Source organism: bacterium (genome assembly GCA_016873475.1).
Classification (GTDB): domain Bacteria; phylum Krumholzibacteriota; class Krumholzibacteriia; order JACNKJ01; family JACNKJ01; genus VGXI01.
In genome coordinates, this window is sequence record VGXI01000072.1 from 1 (window position 1) to 13772 (window position 13772).

At 71.6% G+C, this 13772-nt stretch carries 12 protein-coding genes and 2 pseudogenes; 8 read left to right on the forward strand and 6 right to left on the reverse strand.

The genetic code is table 11. The features are described 5' to 3' along the window. The 3 genes and pseudogenes from FJ251_07650 to FJ251_07660 all read left to right on the forward strand — a co-directional run bounded on the left by FJ251_07650 (position 1) and on the right by FJ251_07660 (position 1809). Positions 1 to 484 (forward strand): annotated as a pseudogene (locus FJ251_07650) (hypothetical protein). Between the two features lie 27 nt (positions 485 to 511). Continuing rightward, on the forward strand, positions 512 to 1318 hold the full coding sequence (locus FJ251_07655; GenBank protein MBM4117609.1) for a cytochrome c oxidase subunit 3 family protein: 807 nt from the start codon (positions 512 to 514) through the stop codon (positions 1316 to 1318). Between the two features lie 26 nt (positions 1319 to 1344). Next, complete coding sequence (locus FJ251_07660) at positions 1345 to 1809, forward strand: hypothetical protein (GenBank protein ID MBM4117610.1); 465 nt, start codon at positions 1345 to 1347, stop codon at positions 1807 to 1809. A gap of 66 nt (positions 1810 to 1875) precedes the next feature. On the opposite strand, the gene FJ251_07665 is transcribed toward FJ251_07660, so the two are convergent. From FJ251_07665 to cyoE, 3 genes are all read right to left on the reverse strand, one after another. Then, entirely contained in the window at positions 1876 to 3384 is a 1509-nt protein-coding gene (locus tag FJ251_07665; GenBank protein MBM4117611.1) for a TlpA family protein disulfide reductase, read from the reverse strand. 171 nt (positions 3385 to 3555) lie between these two features. Next, on the reverse strand, positions 3556 to 4641 hold the full coding sequence (locus FJ251_07670) for a DUF3179 domain-containing protein (GenBank protein ID MBM4117612.1): 1086 nt from the start codon (positions 4639 to 4641) through the stop codon (positions 3556 to 3558). Beyond that, positions 4641 to 5570: a protoheme IX farnesyltransferase gene (gene cyoE, locus FJ251_07675; GenBank protein ID MBM4117613.1), complete on the reverse strand. Its 930-nt coding sequence runs from the start codon at positions 5568 to 5570 to the stop codon at positions 4641 to 4643. The genes FJ251_07670 and cyoE overlap by 1 nt, the downstream gene beginning before the upstream one ends. A 226-nt stretch (positions 5571 to 5796) precedes the next feature. On the opposite strand from cyoE, the gene FJ251_07680 reads away from it, so the two are divergent. Together FJ251_07680 and FJ251_07685 are read left to right on the forward strand one after the other, a co-directional pair. Then, positions 5797 to 7149: a hypothetical protein gene (locus FJ251_07680; GenBank protein MBM4117614.1), complete on the forward strand. Its 1353-nt coding sequence runs from the start codon at positions 5797 to 5799 to the stop codon at positions 7147 to 7149. Beyond that, a complete protein-coding gene (locus FJ251_07685) occupies positions 7146 to 7511 on the forward strand; it encodes a hypothetical protein (GenBank protein ID MBM4117615.1) in 366 nt (121 codons plus the stop codon). The genes FJ251_07680 and FJ251_07685 overlap by 4 nt, the downstream gene beginning before the upstream one ends. A gap of 43 nt (positions 7512 to 7554) precedes the next feature. Here FJ251_07685 and FJ251_07690 read toward each other — a convergent pair whose 3' ends face one another. Beyond that, on the reverse strand, positions 7555 to 8463 hold the full coding sequence (locus FJ251_07690; protein MBM4117616.1) for a hypothetical protein: 909 nt from the start codon (positions 8461 to 8463) through the stop codon (positions 7555 to 7557). A gap of 302 nt (positions 8464 to 8765) precedes the next feature. Here FJ251_07690 and FJ251_07695 point away from each other — a divergent pair, with 302 nt between their 5' ends. Next, complete coding sequence (locus FJ251_07695) at positions 8766 to 9254, forward strand: hypothetical protein (protein ID MBM4117617.1); 489 nt, start codon at positions 8766 to 8768, stop codon at positions 9252 to 9254. 11 nt (positions 9255 to 9265) lie between these two features. On the opposite strand, the gene FJ251_07700 is transcribed toward FJ251_07695, so the two are convergent. Further along, a complete protein-coding gene (locus tag FJ251_07700; GenBank protein ID MBM4117618.1) occupies positions 9266 to 11425 on the reverse strand; it encodes a T9SS type A sorting domain-containing protein in 2160 nt (719 codons plus the stop codon). After that, positions 11340 to 11849 (reverse strand): hypothetical protein, encoded by a 510-nt coding sequence (locus FJ251_07705; GenBank protein MBM4117619.1) that lies wholly within the window; start codon positions 11847 to 11849, stop codon positions 11340 to 11342. Before FJ251_07705 ends, FJ251_07700 begins: the two co-directional genes overlap by 86 nt. A gap of 489 nt (positions 11850 to 12338) precedes the next feature. Here FJ251_07705 and FJ251_07710 point away from each other — a divergent pair, with 489 nt between their 5' ends. Together FJ251_07710 and FJ251_07715 are read left to right on the forward strand one after the other, a co-directional pair. Then, positions 12339 to 12836 carry an isoprenylcysteine carboxylmethyltransferase family protein gene (locus FJ251_07710; GenBank protein ID MBM4117620.1) on the forward strand — a complete coding sequence of 166 codons (498 nt, stop codon included), beginning with the start codon at positions 12339 to 12341 and terminating at the stop codon, positions 12834 to 12836. Between the two features lie 29 nt (positions 12837 to 12865). Continuing rightward, positions 12866 to 13675: pseudogene (locus FJ251_07715) on the forward strand (class I SAM-dependent methyltransferase). Positions 13676 to 13772: the final 97 nt, after the last annotated feature.

Here is a 13772-nt window from a genome sequence, read left to right on the forward strand (position 1 = left end):
TCTGGGGGCGGGTGGCGGCGGTGTTGATCTTCGTCGGCTTCAACGTCACCTTCTTCACGCAGTTCGTGATGGGCAGCAAGGGCATGCCGCGCCGCTACTACAACTATCCCCCCGAATTCGAGATCTACCACCAGATCTCGACCTACGGCTCCTACTTGCTGGCGCTGGGCTTCGTCCTCGTCGCCGTGTACCTCATCGCCTCGCTCTTCAATGGGCGGCGGGCGCCGGCGAATCCCTGGGGCGCAGCGACGATGGAGTGGCAGTGCGCCTCGCCGCCGTGTACCTCATCGCCTCGCTCTTCAATGGGCGGCGGGCGCCGGCGAATCCCTGGGGCGCAGCGACGATGGAGTGGCAGTGCGCCTCGCCGCCGCCCGTCTACAACTTCCACCAGCCGCCGGGCGAGCACGACCCCTACGACTTCAGCCGGCTGCGCTATGACGAGACCACGGACGGCTTCCTGCCCGCCGACGGGCGGGTCGGCTAGAGCACCGCGCGAACGGCGGGAGAGAGCATGGCACGGCACGCGACGCACCTGGCCCACCACTTCGATAGCCCGACGCAGCAGTTCGAGTCGAGCAAGCTGGGCATGTGGCTCTTCCTGGCCACGGAGATCCTGCTCTTCGGCGGGCTCTTCGTCGCCTACGCCGTCTACCGTACGAACCACCCGGAGATCTTCGCCTACGCGCACCACTTCCTGGACAAGTCGCTGGGCGGCCTCAACACCGTGGTGCTCATCTGCTCGAGCCTGACGATGGCGCTCGCCGTGCGCGCGGCGCAGCTCGGCCGGCGGGAGCGCACCGTGCGCCTGCTGGCGATCACGCTGCTCTGCGGCCTGATCTTCCTCGGCGTGAAGGTCGTCGAGTACAAGGCGAAGTGGGAGCACGGCCTGCTCTGGGGCAGGCACTACCAGCCCGCGCTCCACGAGGCGACGGCCGGCGCGCACACTGCGCCCACCCTGCCCGCGCCCCCGGCGGCGACGGGCGACGGGAGCGAGGCTTCCCTGATCGCGCCCGCGGCGCCCGCCCCGCGCGGCCTCGCCGCGCCCGCCCCTGCCGCGAGCGGGGCGCACGAGCCGCCGGGCGGCGTCGACGCGCCCAAGAACGTCCACATCTTCTTCGGGATCTACTTCGCGATGACGGGCCTGCACGGCATCCACGTGCTGGCGGGCATGATCGCGATCACCTGGATCCTGCTGCGCGCGCGGCGCGGGGAGTTCGGACCCGCGTACTACACGCCCGTCGACCTGGTCGGCCTCTACTGGCACCTCGTCGACCTGATCTGGATCTATCTCTTCCCGCTGCTCTACCTGATCAAGTAGGCACGGGCTGCCGGAGGCCGCGGACCATGAGCCACGCCGATCACGAAGAGGCCCACCCGCACGTCGTGCCCGCGCCGATCTTGCTGCGGGTCTGGGGGGCGCTGATCTTCCTCACGGTCGTCACGGTGGCGGTGACCTGGGTCAATCTGGGGCCGCTCGCCGTGCCCGTTGCGATCGGCATCGCGACGATCAAGGCGATCCTCGTCGCCCTCTTCTTCATGCACCTCAAGTACGACCGGCCCTTCAACGCCGTCGTCCTCGTCTCCTCGATCTTCTTCGTGATCCTCTTCCTCGGCCTCGCGCTGCTGGACACCCTGCATTACCGCGAGGACCTGATCCCGGGCTACGCGCCCGCGATCGAGGGCGCCGCCCCGGCGGGGACGGCCAGCGAAGCGCCGGCCGGCGCGCCGACCTCCGTGCCGGCCGAAGTCCCCGCGGAGGCGCCGAACGAAGCACCGCCGAGGACCGCACCCGCCCCCGGGGGCCACTAGCCTCGATCCGCAAGATCACCACTGCGAGCCGCGGCGGTGCAGTGGCCGCAACAGCGCAGCGAAAGGCTACTTCTCCGGCAGGAGCTTCGCGACGATCGCGGCGAGGCGCTCTCCCCTGCACTCATTGCCGCTCGCAGCGAGCGAACCGTCCGGGCCGACCAGGACCGCGTACGGGATTCCTTTCACCATGAACGCCTGAGCGACCGGCCCCTTCCACGCCTGCCCGTCGTAAACCTGCCGCCAGGGCATCTCATGCGATTCCGTCCACTCGCGGAGCTTCTCCGCCGGCATTCGGTCGGAATAGTCCAGCGAGATCGACAACACGTCCAGACCCCGCGCGTGGTACTTCGCATAGAGGTCTCGGATCGCGGGCAATTCGGCCACGCAGGGCCCGCACCAGGTGGCCCAGAAGTCGACCAAGAGGACGCGTCCATGGAATTGATCCACCGAGACAGGACGGCCATCGAGGTCCGCCGCGTCGAGCGGAACGGGCCAGATCGCGGCAAGGATCCGATCCTGAAAGAAGGTGGATGCGATCTCCATCGCCGCCGGGTCATCGCGATATGCGCGTGCGAACTCGCGCACCTGAGGGAGAAGCCGGTGCGCGTACTCGCCTGTTTTTTTGAGATCGAGCGCAAGGAGCCATGCTTGCGCCGACCCTTCCAGGTGCGAGCCCGGTGCCACACTGCCGAAACGCTTCCGCGCGCCTGCCGCTTGCTCCGCCCACCCGGGATCGGCCGGATCGCGCACCCGGGAACGGCAATAGGCGGCGACCCCGGCGTGGTACTCCGCTTCGCTCCGTCCCTCGGTGCCAGGGTTGGTCGCCAGGTACCGCTCGACTTCACGCTGCACGCCGTCCGCGAACGGGCCCCAGACGTCGAAGATCGTGTGCATCGCGGCCAAGGCCCGCAACCGCTCGATCCCCTCGTCGAACCCCGTCCGCCCCCGATGGAGGGCGCTCGCCGCGGCGAGACGCCGGGCCTCGAAGTCCATCCGTGCAGACAGCGCCTGGCCCACCGACCAGATCTGTTCGTGGCTCCGCATCAGATCCCGCTGCTCATCGACCCAGCGCGCAAGCGACGCCGAGTCGGCGAACGCGTACGGGGGTTTCCGATAGACCGGCAATCCCGCGGCGAAGGTTTCCTCCTCGGTCGTCCGCCTAGCCCGAGCCTGCGCGACCAGGGACGGGAACCTCGCATCGCGCCGCAGCAGCTCCAGGTCGCTCACGGATTCCAGGCGGTCGGGATCGTCCCACCCGTTCTCGACCGCCCTGGTCAGGTCGCCCATCCCCGCGTCCACATCCCCTGATCGGTTTCGCAAGCAAGCGAGATAGAAGGACGGCCAGACGGAGTTCGGGACGAGCTCGACCTGGGCCTCCAGGGCCTTGATCGCTTCGTTCCATCGCTCTGCCGCCGCCGCGTCCATCGCCGAGTCCATCAGGACAGCGTAGCGATTCAGGACCTCGGGCGGGAAGTATTCCGGAACGGCGAGACGAGACGCGCTCTTCTGCTGGCTTGGGGGCGAGCAGGATGCCAGGATCAGCCAACCGAGGAGAGCCGCCACGCCCATCGACAAGCGGGCATGACGGGGCGTACGCGGGCGGGGAGTCGGGACGGGCACCGTGAGATTCCTCCTGCCAGGCAGAGCGACCTCCGCACAGCCGGTGGATCCTCCGGCCCACGCGGAGGTTCTCCCCAAGTCGATCGCCCGGCAGACTACAGAGTAGCGCCGGTCAGGCCCCCGAGTCTAGCGCGCGAGCAGCGCGACCGCCGCCGGCTCCTGGGCATACCAGGCGAACCAGAAGCCCACCGCGCTGAGGAGCGGTGCGCCGCCCTCGGCGCGCACGGTCGCCACGGCGGGATCGCCGGGCCAGACGCGGAAGGCGAGCGCGCGCCCGCCGAGCGAGTCCGCCCAGACGCCCGGCGCGCCGGCGCGCGCCGCGAGCAGGGAGAGCGGGTAGAGCCGCCGCGCCTCGTCTACCCACACCGAGAGCACGGGCTCCTTCAGGCGCAGCGCGCCCGGCGCCGCCGTGTCCGGCAGGCGGCGCACGGGGTACTGGAGGCGATCCGAGCCGAGGTAGCTCGTGTAGGGTTTGCGGCGGTACTTGCGGGCCAGGCCGTCGGGATCGGGGGCGATCACCCGCGTCTGCGGGTGGCGAGCGCGCCAGTCGTCCCAGCGGGTCAGGGCGAAGGGCAGGCGCGCGAGGCTGTCGCCGCGCGCAGCGGCCGGCCCGGCCAGCGCGCGTCCGGTGAGCTGGCTCCAGAGGCTCTCCGCCCCCGCAGCCCCACCGGCTGGCCGCGCGTCAGCGAGGCCAGCGCGATCGTAGAGCAGCAGGTTCGAGGCGTAGAAGAGCCCGCTGACACCGAAGCGCCGCGCGCCCGGATCGTAGACGCAGGCGGCGCCACAGAGCGGATTCCAGGTGACGAGCAGCGGCGCGCCGCCCAGCGAGTCGTTCACCACCTCGTGCCAATCGAGGATGGACAGCGGGTAGGCGAGGGCCTGCCCCGCGCGCTCGACGCCGATCACCCGATCGCTCCCGAGCAGGAAGGCCGAGCGACCGCGGGCATTCAGCGCCGCGAGGCCCGCGCTGTCCAGGCGCGCCGGGAACTCGAGGGCGGCGAGGCCGTCGCGCGGGACGCCCGCGGGGACGATGTCGGCCGCGTCGATGCGCAGGGGCGTGAGCGGGAACCCATAGCTCGCCAGGTGCTTGCCGTCGCCGCGGCGCTGCTGCGCCTCGTAGCCCTGCCGTTGCCGCAGCTGCCAGATGAGGGCGAGGGCGCCGAGCAGGAAGGCGAAGGCGAAGAGGAAGGAGCGGCGGCGGTCCGGCAGCATCAGCGCAAGCGCGCGTGGGGGAGGGCCGTCTCGGCGGCATAAGGGCCGGACGAGGCGGGGGCGCCCGCGCGCGGCACCCTGTCCACGAGCAGGAGGGCGAGAGCGAGCGGCAGGACGATGACGCTCGCGAAGAAGAGGCGCCGCGCGCTCGCGCGATCCAGGCGACGCCAGAGCCGCAGACTGGCTGCGAAGAGCAGGAGCCAGAGCAGCGCGAAGCCGCCCGCGAAGGTCGGGCCGGCGAGGCCGGCCAGCGCGAAGGCGACACCCAGCGGCAGCAGGGCGAGGCTGTACAGGGCGCTCAGCGCCCCCGTGAGCTGCCCGCCCGGATCGACGGCCGGCAACATGCGAAAGCCGCCGCGTGCATAGTCCTCGCGGTAGAGCCAGGCGAGAGCGAGGAAGTGCGGCACCTGCCACAGGAAGAGCAGCAGGCCGAAGAGCCAGGCGCCGAGCTCGAGGCGGCCGGCCGCAGCCGTCCAGCCGAGCACGGGCGGCAGGGCGCCGCAGACGGCGCCGACGAGGGTGTTCAGGCTGCTGCGCGGCTTGAGCGGCGTGTAGACGAGCAGGTAGAGCAGCACCGTGGCCAGGGCGAGGGCCGCCGTGAGCAGATTCGTCCCCAGGACCAGGATAGCCTGGCCGCTGCCGAGCATGCCGAGACCGGCGAGCCGGGCCTCGCGCGGGGACAGGCGCCCGCTGGGCAGGGGGCGTGTTCTCGTGCGCTCCATGCGGGCGTCGCGCTCGCGCTCCCAGAACTGGTTGAGGGCGGCAGCGCTGAAGGCGCAGAGCAGCGTGCCGCTGAGCGTTGCCGCCAGCTCCCACCCGTCGAGCGGACCGCGGCGGGCGAGCAGGTAGGCGGTGGCCGTCGTCATCAGCACCAGGCTGGACAGCCGCAGCTTCGTGAGCACGGCGTAGAGGCCGAGACGCTCGCGCATGGGCAGGGCAGTGGGGTTGACGGACACCGTGGACCCGTTGCGGGGTGGGTGGCAGGTCCGGGCGCGCCCGCCTAAGATGCCCCTCGGCGTCGCGCCCGCCGACGCTCAAGTTAGCAGGGCGCTCGCGCGCGGGGAAGCGGAAAGGGGCCGGCGCTCTGGTTCAGGGAGTTGATGGTCCTGTCCGGCCGGACCGCTGTCCCCAGGCGCGTCCGGTCCAAGGAGCGCCATGACGGCCACCGCCCCATCTCCCGCCGCGTCCCCTGCGGGGCTGGCCGCCGATCGGCGCGCCGAGCTGCTCGCCCTCGCCTTCGGCAGCAGCACTGCCATGTGGGGACTCGCCTACCTGAGTCGCCTCGCGACGCCCCTGGCGCCGCCCTGGCTGCTCTTCCTGCTGCTTCTGGTCTGCCTGCTGGGCGGCGGCTGGCTGACGGGGCGCCTCGGCGGCAGCGCTGCGCGCGCCGCCGCCGTCGGCGGGCTGGCCTCGCTGCTCAACCTGCTCATCCTCGGCAGCGTCATCGGCGGCGAGGCGCCGGGCGCCCTGCGGCGCGGCGCGCTGATCTGGGTGCCAGCCTCTCTGCTCCTCGGCGGCCTGCTCGCCGCGGCTGGCGCCCAGGCCGCTCGCCGTCGAACGGATGCCCCCAGCGCGGCAGCACCGCCGGCCGGCGATGCCGCCTTCGCGGGCGTCGCGGCGGCGACGACCTTCCTCCTCCTCGCTGCCGGCGGGCTGGTCACCAGCCACGAGGCGGGGCTGGCCGTCGTCGACTGGCCGAACAGCTACGGCTTCAACATGTTCCTCTACCCGCTCTCGCGGATGACGGGCGGCATCTTCTACGAGCACGCCCACCGGCTCTTGGGCTCGCTCGTCGGCCTGACGAGCCTCGTGCTCGCGCTGCACCTGCAGTTCGCGCCGCGGCGGCCGCTGCTCAAACGGCTCGGCTGGGCGATCTTCGTCGCCGTGGCGCTGCAGGGCCTGCTCGGCGGCCTGCGCGTCACGGGGCGCTTCACGCTCAGCCAGTCCGCGGCCGCGATGTCGCCCAGCACCCTGCTCGCGCTCGTGCACGGCGTGCTCGGGCAGCTCTGCTTCGCGCTGCTCGTCGCCCTCGCGGCGCTCGCGAGCCGGCGCTGGACCGCCGCCGAACCGCCCATCGCGCGGGCGAGCGCGGACACGGATCGCCAGCTCGGCCTCGCCTTGCTCGGCGCGATCGGGGTGCAGCTCGCGCTGGGCGCGTTGCTGCGCCACTACGCGCGGGGCATGTTCTGGCACGTCAGCTTCGCGATGCTCGTCGCCCTGCTCGGCTTCGCGGTGGGTGCGCGGCACTGGGGGCTCTACGGCGGGTTGCCCTGGCTGCGGCCGCTGGGCCGCGCGCTCACGCTGGCGATCGGCCTGCAGCTCCTGCTCGGCACGGGCGCCCTCGTCGCCGTCAGCGCGACGCCCGCGCCCGGGCACATCCCCTGGTGGGAGGCGCTGCTCACGACCGCGCACCAGCTCACGGGCGCCTTGCTTCTTGGTCTCGCGACGCTGATCGTCCTCTGGAATCGCCGCTTGCTGAGGCCAGCGGCGGAAGGAGACTCGGCGTGAGACGCGCGTTGCGCTGGATGGCCCCCTGCCTGGCCCTCGCGGCGGCCCTCGTCGCCTGCAGCGACGACAACGGCGATCAGACGCTGCCGACCGTCGTCATCACCGAGCCGCTCGACGGCCTCACCGTGAGCGGGCAGGTGCTCATCGAGGCCGAGGCCAGCGACGCCGGCGGCATCCTGCGCGTGAGCTTCGTCGTCGACGGCGACGAGCTCGGCGACGACGACACGCCGCCCTACACCTGGGACTGGGACAGCAGGCCCTACGCCGACGGCGATACGCACAGCCTGCTCGCCGCCGCCGAGGACCGCGCGGGCAACCTTGCCTACTCGGAGTACGTCGTGGTGCGCGTGGTCTTGCCCTGAGCCGGATGCCCGGCGCCGCCGATCTGGTCCGCGCGCCGACCCGCTAGAACTCGCAGGCGTACTCGCCGCCGGTGATCGTCAGCGGGGTGCCCGCACTGAGGCTCGGGATCGTGCCGCTGAAGCTGCCGCTCATCCCCGCCGCCGTGAAGCTGTCGATGGTCCAGGTGCCGACGTCTGCTCCACTGATCGCCGCCCAGGAATCCGCGGTGCCGGTGCGATTCACCGTGAAGGTGATCTGCGAGGGGATCCCGTAGCTGTTCCCGGCCGCGACCAGCTGCTTGGGCGTGACCATGAACGTGTAGTCCGTGCTGCTCCCCGACAGGCTGAAGGTGCCGGCGCCCGGATTGAGGGCGACGATCGTGGCGCCGTTCCAGGCGCTGCCCTCGGTGGTGGCGCGCATCGTGCTGCCGGCCCGCGTGGGCAGGGCGGGCAGACCGGTGCTCACGGTGATGTCGAAGGCGCCGCTGGTCACGCTGCGCTGCGCGGGCAGGGCGCTCAGCAGGGCGTCGGCGGTGAAGGCGAAGGTGCCGGCGATGCGCGTCGCCGTGAGCGTGGTGACTTCCAGGTTGCCCGCGGCGCCGCTGAAGGGCGTGAGCCAGATGTCGGGGGCCAGCACGACCTGCGCCGTGCCGCCCGCGGTGCTGCCCGCATTGACGCCGAGGGGATAGCTGCCCGTGCCGCCGATGAAGCCGAGGAAGAGCTGGACCGAGAAGCCCGAGGCGTTCTCGTAACCGCTGATCACCAGGGGGCTCGCCTGTGGGTTGCCGGCGTCGCCGGTGAGTTGGATGCTCAACTGGCTGCTTGTCCAGTTGCTGCCGTCGATGACCGCCGTGAAGCTGCTGCCGCCGCCGTTGTTGTTGTTTCCCGGACCTGCCGGCCCCCCGCCGTCCCCGCCGCACCCCAGGCCGAGCAAACCCGAGGCGAGGACGGCGCTGAGGAATGCGCGTCGCATGTTCGCCTCCCAGGTTGTCTGTGATCTCCGCCGCAGCGGAGGAAAGCGCTCAGCATAGGGGAGCCGGCGGCGGCGGCGCCAACGGAATGCGCGCGGCGCGAAATCCCTCCCGCTGGTCTCCGGCGTTCGCGTATGCTGGTGCTGGCGCGGGAGCAGAAATCGGTGCCCAAGGTCCGTTACAGTGTTGCAGCGAGCCTGCCGCGCGGGCCAGACGTGCTCGATACGAACGTCGAGCCTCGTGCGCGTGCCGGCAATCGCCGGCCCGTGGCCGACGACTCCCTGCAGATCGCGGAGGATCCCTGATGCGCCACTCGCGCGCCCTGTTCGCCGCCCTCTTCGCCCTGAGCACGGGAGGTGCCCGCATGGCCGCTGCCGCCGATTGCCAGGCGCTCAAGCAGCTCACCTGGCTGCTCGGCACCTGGCGCGTCGAGACCGAGACGCGTCAGGTCTACGAGCGCTGGGCGGCGGTCTCGACCGAGACCTGGGAGGGCTACGGCGAGACGCGCGCGCGCGGCGCCGAGGGCGCGCCGGGCGAGCTGCTCGAGAGCGAGACCCTGCGCCTGCTCGAGATGGCGGGGGAGGTCTACTACATCGCCAAGGTGGCGCACAATGCGCTGCCCGTGGCCTTCCGGCTCACGCAGTGCGGGCCGAGCTTCGCGATCTTCGAGAACCCGGCGCACGATTTCCCACGGGTCATCGCCTATCGGCTCGAGAACGATACCCTGATCGCCGAGGTGAGTGACGGCGAGGCGGGCGGGCGCTCCTTCACGCTGCGCTTAACGCAGGACTAGGCGCCGGCTCCCTACTCGACGAGGACGAGCTTGCGGCTGAGCGTACCGTCCGCCGTGCACAGCCGGCAGAGGTAGACGCCCGAGGGCAGGGACCGGCCCTCGCGGTCGCGGCCGTCCCAGTCGAGGCGATGGGGGCCAGCGCCGAGCGAGGCGCCGGCGAGCAGCACGGCGCGCTCGCGGCCCGCGGCATCGAAGATGCTCAGCGTGACGGGACCCGGCGCGGCGAGGGTGAAGTCCAGGCGCGTCGAGGCGTTGAAGGGATTGGGGTAGTTCTGCGCGAGCCGCGCGGGGCCGGGCGCGGCGTCGCCGGGCAGGGCCGTCAGCGTGCAGCCCTGGCCGAGCGCGCCGATCTGCACGCCGCAGGGGTTGTGCGCAGGCAGGCAGTAGGAGCCGGCTTCGAGCGCGAAGCCCTCGGTCTCGGTGAAGGGTGCCTCCTCGCAGTCGGGTGCCAGACAGAAGCGCGGATCCGCGAAGCCCGTGCCGGGGCCGTAGCTCACGGTCCCTCCGCTCACGCCGGACGAATCGACGACCGAGCAGGCGAAGCCGGCCGCGACCCCTGTGCTGCCGAGGAAGAGCTGGTCGCCAGCCGTTCCCGCGCAGTTCTGCCAGATGAGCGTGCTGTCGCACTGGAGTGTCGCGAGCGAGAGCGCGGGATCCGTGGCAATCGCGCCGCCCACCGTGCCCGCGCGATTGGCGGCGAGCGTGCTGCCCTGGATGCGCAGCGCGGGCGCGCCGTTAGCATCGCCGGCCAGATAGAGCGCGCCGCCCGCGCCTTCGCTGGTGTTGCCGGCGATCAGGCAGTCGCTGAGGCGGGGCGCCGTCTCCCAGTTGATGAACGAGATCGCACCGCCCGGCGCGCCGCCCAGCGCGCTGTTGCCGACCAGGGTGCAGCCCGTGAGCTGCGGGCCCGAGTCGGAGCGCGAGGCGATGGCGCCGCCGCCTTCGCCGCCGCCGGCGGTGTTGCCCAGGAATTCGCAGTCGATGAACTGGGCCGAGTCGGCGCCACCGATGTCGACGGCGCCGCCCCGCCCAGCGGCGGAGTTGTTCACGAAGCGAGTTCGCCTGATGGTGGCGAGGTCCCAGGGACCGAGTCGGATGGCGCCGCCCGTCGTGGAAGTCTGATTGTTGACGAAGAGGCAGTCCTCGGCCGTCAGCGAGAAACCGTAGTAGGTGTCGACAGCGCCGTCGGGGCAGTCACTGATGGTGCAGCGGTAGAAGGCGAGGGAGTTCTCGGAGAAGTGGAGGCGATGGCCGATGAGCGTGCAGTCGAAGAAGCTGACGGTTGCACCGTGGTGGCTGTCGAAGGGTGCGGCGATGGCGCAGTTGCGGAACGCGATGCCCTCGCCACCGCCGACGGGGTAGACAGCGTCACCGGCAATGATGCAGTCGATGAAGTCTGCCTTGCCCCAGAACAGGTGAATACCCCCGCCGATGTCCCACTGGATCCGGCAGCGCTCGAAGCGCGCCGTGCCGTAGACGAAGACACCGCCGGGCGAGTTCTTCTCGATCACACAGTCGCGCAGGATCGGGCCGGCGCTGAAGACGTAGCCGTCGCTCGCGAAGCCGGCGCCCATGCCATGGCTGGGCGCGCTATTCAGGCGCAGGATCAGGTTCTTGAGCAAGGGCCGCGAGAGGCTGCAGAAGATGCCGCCGCCCGCTGGGGAGGGGGGGAAGTCCACCTCATGCGTTGCCATGCCGTGCTGGATCGTGAAGCCGTCCAGCACCGTGCTGCTGTCCTCGCCGGAGTGGAAGTAGACGCCGATGTGCGGCTTCGCATCCGCGCAGTCGATGATGCAGTCCGCGGGGTTGCCCGTCGCCGAGCGCAAGACGAGCGGTTGGCCGCGAAAGTCGAGGTCCCAGTTGCCGGGGCCGCTGTAGACGCCGCTCGCGACGAGCACGGTGTCGCCGCCGAGCGCGGCGTCGAGGCCGGCCTGGATGGTCGGCTGCTCGGCTGGCACCTGGATCGTCGCCGCCCAAGCTGTCGAGGCCATCGCCAGGTAGATCAGGAACCCAATCGCTGCAGGCTGACGCATCATCCCCATCCCCTCGTTCGGATTCCCCGCGCGCGGTGGGCGCGCTGCGACCCTAGCGGTCGGCCAGGGCCTCCAGGCGCTCGGCGGTCGGGAAGCTGAGCACCCCGTAGCCGACGAACGCGACGGCGCTGAGCGCATTGAGCCAGTAGAGCGGCGTCGCGCGCAGGGCGCCGCCGGTGGCCGCGATCAGGCAGATGACCAGCCCGAAGAGGGCCGGGCCTTCGAGCAGGGCGAGCCGAACGATCAGGGCGCCGCGCAGCGCGCCGACGCCTCCCGCTGTGCCAAGCTGCGCGCCGAGGCGCGCGACCAGCAGTCCCTGCAGCAGCGGCGCCAGCGACCAGACGATCAGCGCGATCACCGCGTGCACCGCGCTGAGCAGGACGAGCACGCGCTGCGCGATCGGGGCGGCGCCGGCGGCCGGCGGGCGCATGGCGATCAGCACGACGACGAGCCCGAAGAGGAGGACGCCGCCCATCAGCGCCACCTGCACGATCTGCAGCGCGCGCAACTCGCCGGGGCTGGGCCGCAATGCCTGCTTGCCTGAGATCCCTGGCCGATCCATGCTGACCTCCCATGCGCCGAGTCCCGAGAGGCTAGCGCGCAGCGCCGGCCCTGGCAATGGCTTCCTGGTGGCGCGATGGGCGAATCCCGGGTGCGGCTGTCCGGGTCCAAGCCGGCAGTGCCCCCAGCGCGGAGGTCGCCCATGCGGCGATGGAGCTGACCGCGCAGGTCTACCGCGGCGAGCGGTTCGGACTCAACGCTCCCGGCCAGGACAACCAGCGCTTCGCGCTGAACGTGCTGCACTGGCTTGCCGCGCGGCTCTAGCGCCGCGTGGGGCTGGCCTCGTGTGCGGCGCTGTGTGTAGACTCGGGCTCCGCGAGTCGCCTGGAGGTGGAATGCGCGAGCCGTCCTTCAAGCTGCCCAGCGCCTGGCTGCCCGTTGCGATGTCGCTCGTCGGGCTCGGGATGATTCTCGCGCTGCAAGTCGCGGCGGCGCTCGTGCCGATCCTGGCGATCCTCTACCTGGAGATGTAGCTCGGAGGCGAGAACGGATGGCCGATCTTGAACGACCGCCCTGGTGGCGCGGCGCGCGCGGCGAGTGGTTGGTCGTCGCGCAGATCGCGCTCATGCTGCTCGTGCTGCTCGGCCCGCGGAGCGTGGACGGCCTGCCCGGCTGGCCGGCGGCGCAGGCGCGCGGCTGGCAGGTGGCCGGCTTGGTTCTGGCCGCGCTCGGCGCCGCGCTCTTCGTGGCGGGAGCGCTGCGCCTGGGGCGCGGGCTGACGCCGCTGCCGCATCCCAAGGCGGGAGCGGCGCTGGTTCAGGGCGGCGCCTATGCGATCGTGCGGCATCCGCTCTACAGCGGCGGCCTGGCGATCGCGCTCGGCTGGGCGCTCAGCGTGCGCGGCTGGCTCACGCTCGGCTACGTGCTCGCGCTCTTCCTGCTCCTGGACCACAAGTCGCGGCGCGAGGAGCGCTGGCTCGTCGCGAAGCACCCTGAGTACGCCGCCTACAAGAAGCGCGTGCGGCGGCTGATCCCGTTCATCTACTGACGCGTGGCGGCGGCCAGGAGGCGAGACGCATGGCCGATCTCCACGATCGCTGGGCAACCGCCGGGGCCTACAAGTCCTTCATGGGCCGCTGAAGCCGGCGGCTTGCGCCGCGGTTCCTGGCCTGGCTTGACCAACCCGCCAATCTGCACTGGCTGGACCTGGGCTGCGGCACCGGCGCGCTCACGGCTGCCATCTGCAGGCAAGCGCAGCCGGCCTCGGTGCTGGGCTGCGATCCCTCGGCGAGCTTCATCGAAGCCGCGCGCGAACACGTGACGGACCCGCGCGCCCGCTTCGCCGTTCGCGGCGCGGGTAGTCTGACAAGCCGGGCGGGCGGCTATGGGGCGATCGCGTCGCTGCTCGGTCTCGATTTTTTCCCCGACCCGGCCGCGGCCGTGACGGAACTGCGCGGGCTCGCTGCGCCGGGAGCCACGGTCGCCGCTTGCGTGTGGGACTATGCGGGCAAGATGGCCTTCTTGCGCCGTTTCTGGGATGAGGCCGTGGCGCTGGATCCGGCGGACCGTGCGCTCGATGAAGGCCAGCGCTTCGTGGACTGCCAGCCCAGCGCCCTCACAGCGCTCTTCCGCGCGGGTGGACTCGCTGAGGTCCGCTGCGAGGGGCTCGAGCTGCCCACGGTGTTCGCCGACTTCGCAGACTACTGGCAGCTGCTACTGGGCGGCACGGGGCCGGTGCCCGCGTACCTCGCCACGCTCAGCGACGATCGCCGGCAGGCGCTGGCGCGCCGGCTCGAGGAGACCCTGCCGCGGGATCCTGCGGGACGCATCCCGCTGAGTGCGCGCGCCTGGGCTGTGCGGGGCGAGTCGCTAGCGACCGGCGGCTAGGTGGTCCGGCGATTGACTGCGGGGGCTGTTCCCAGGCAAACTGAGCCTCCTCCCACGACGCCGACCCACAGGAGCTTGGGTATGGCTCGTGAGCGCC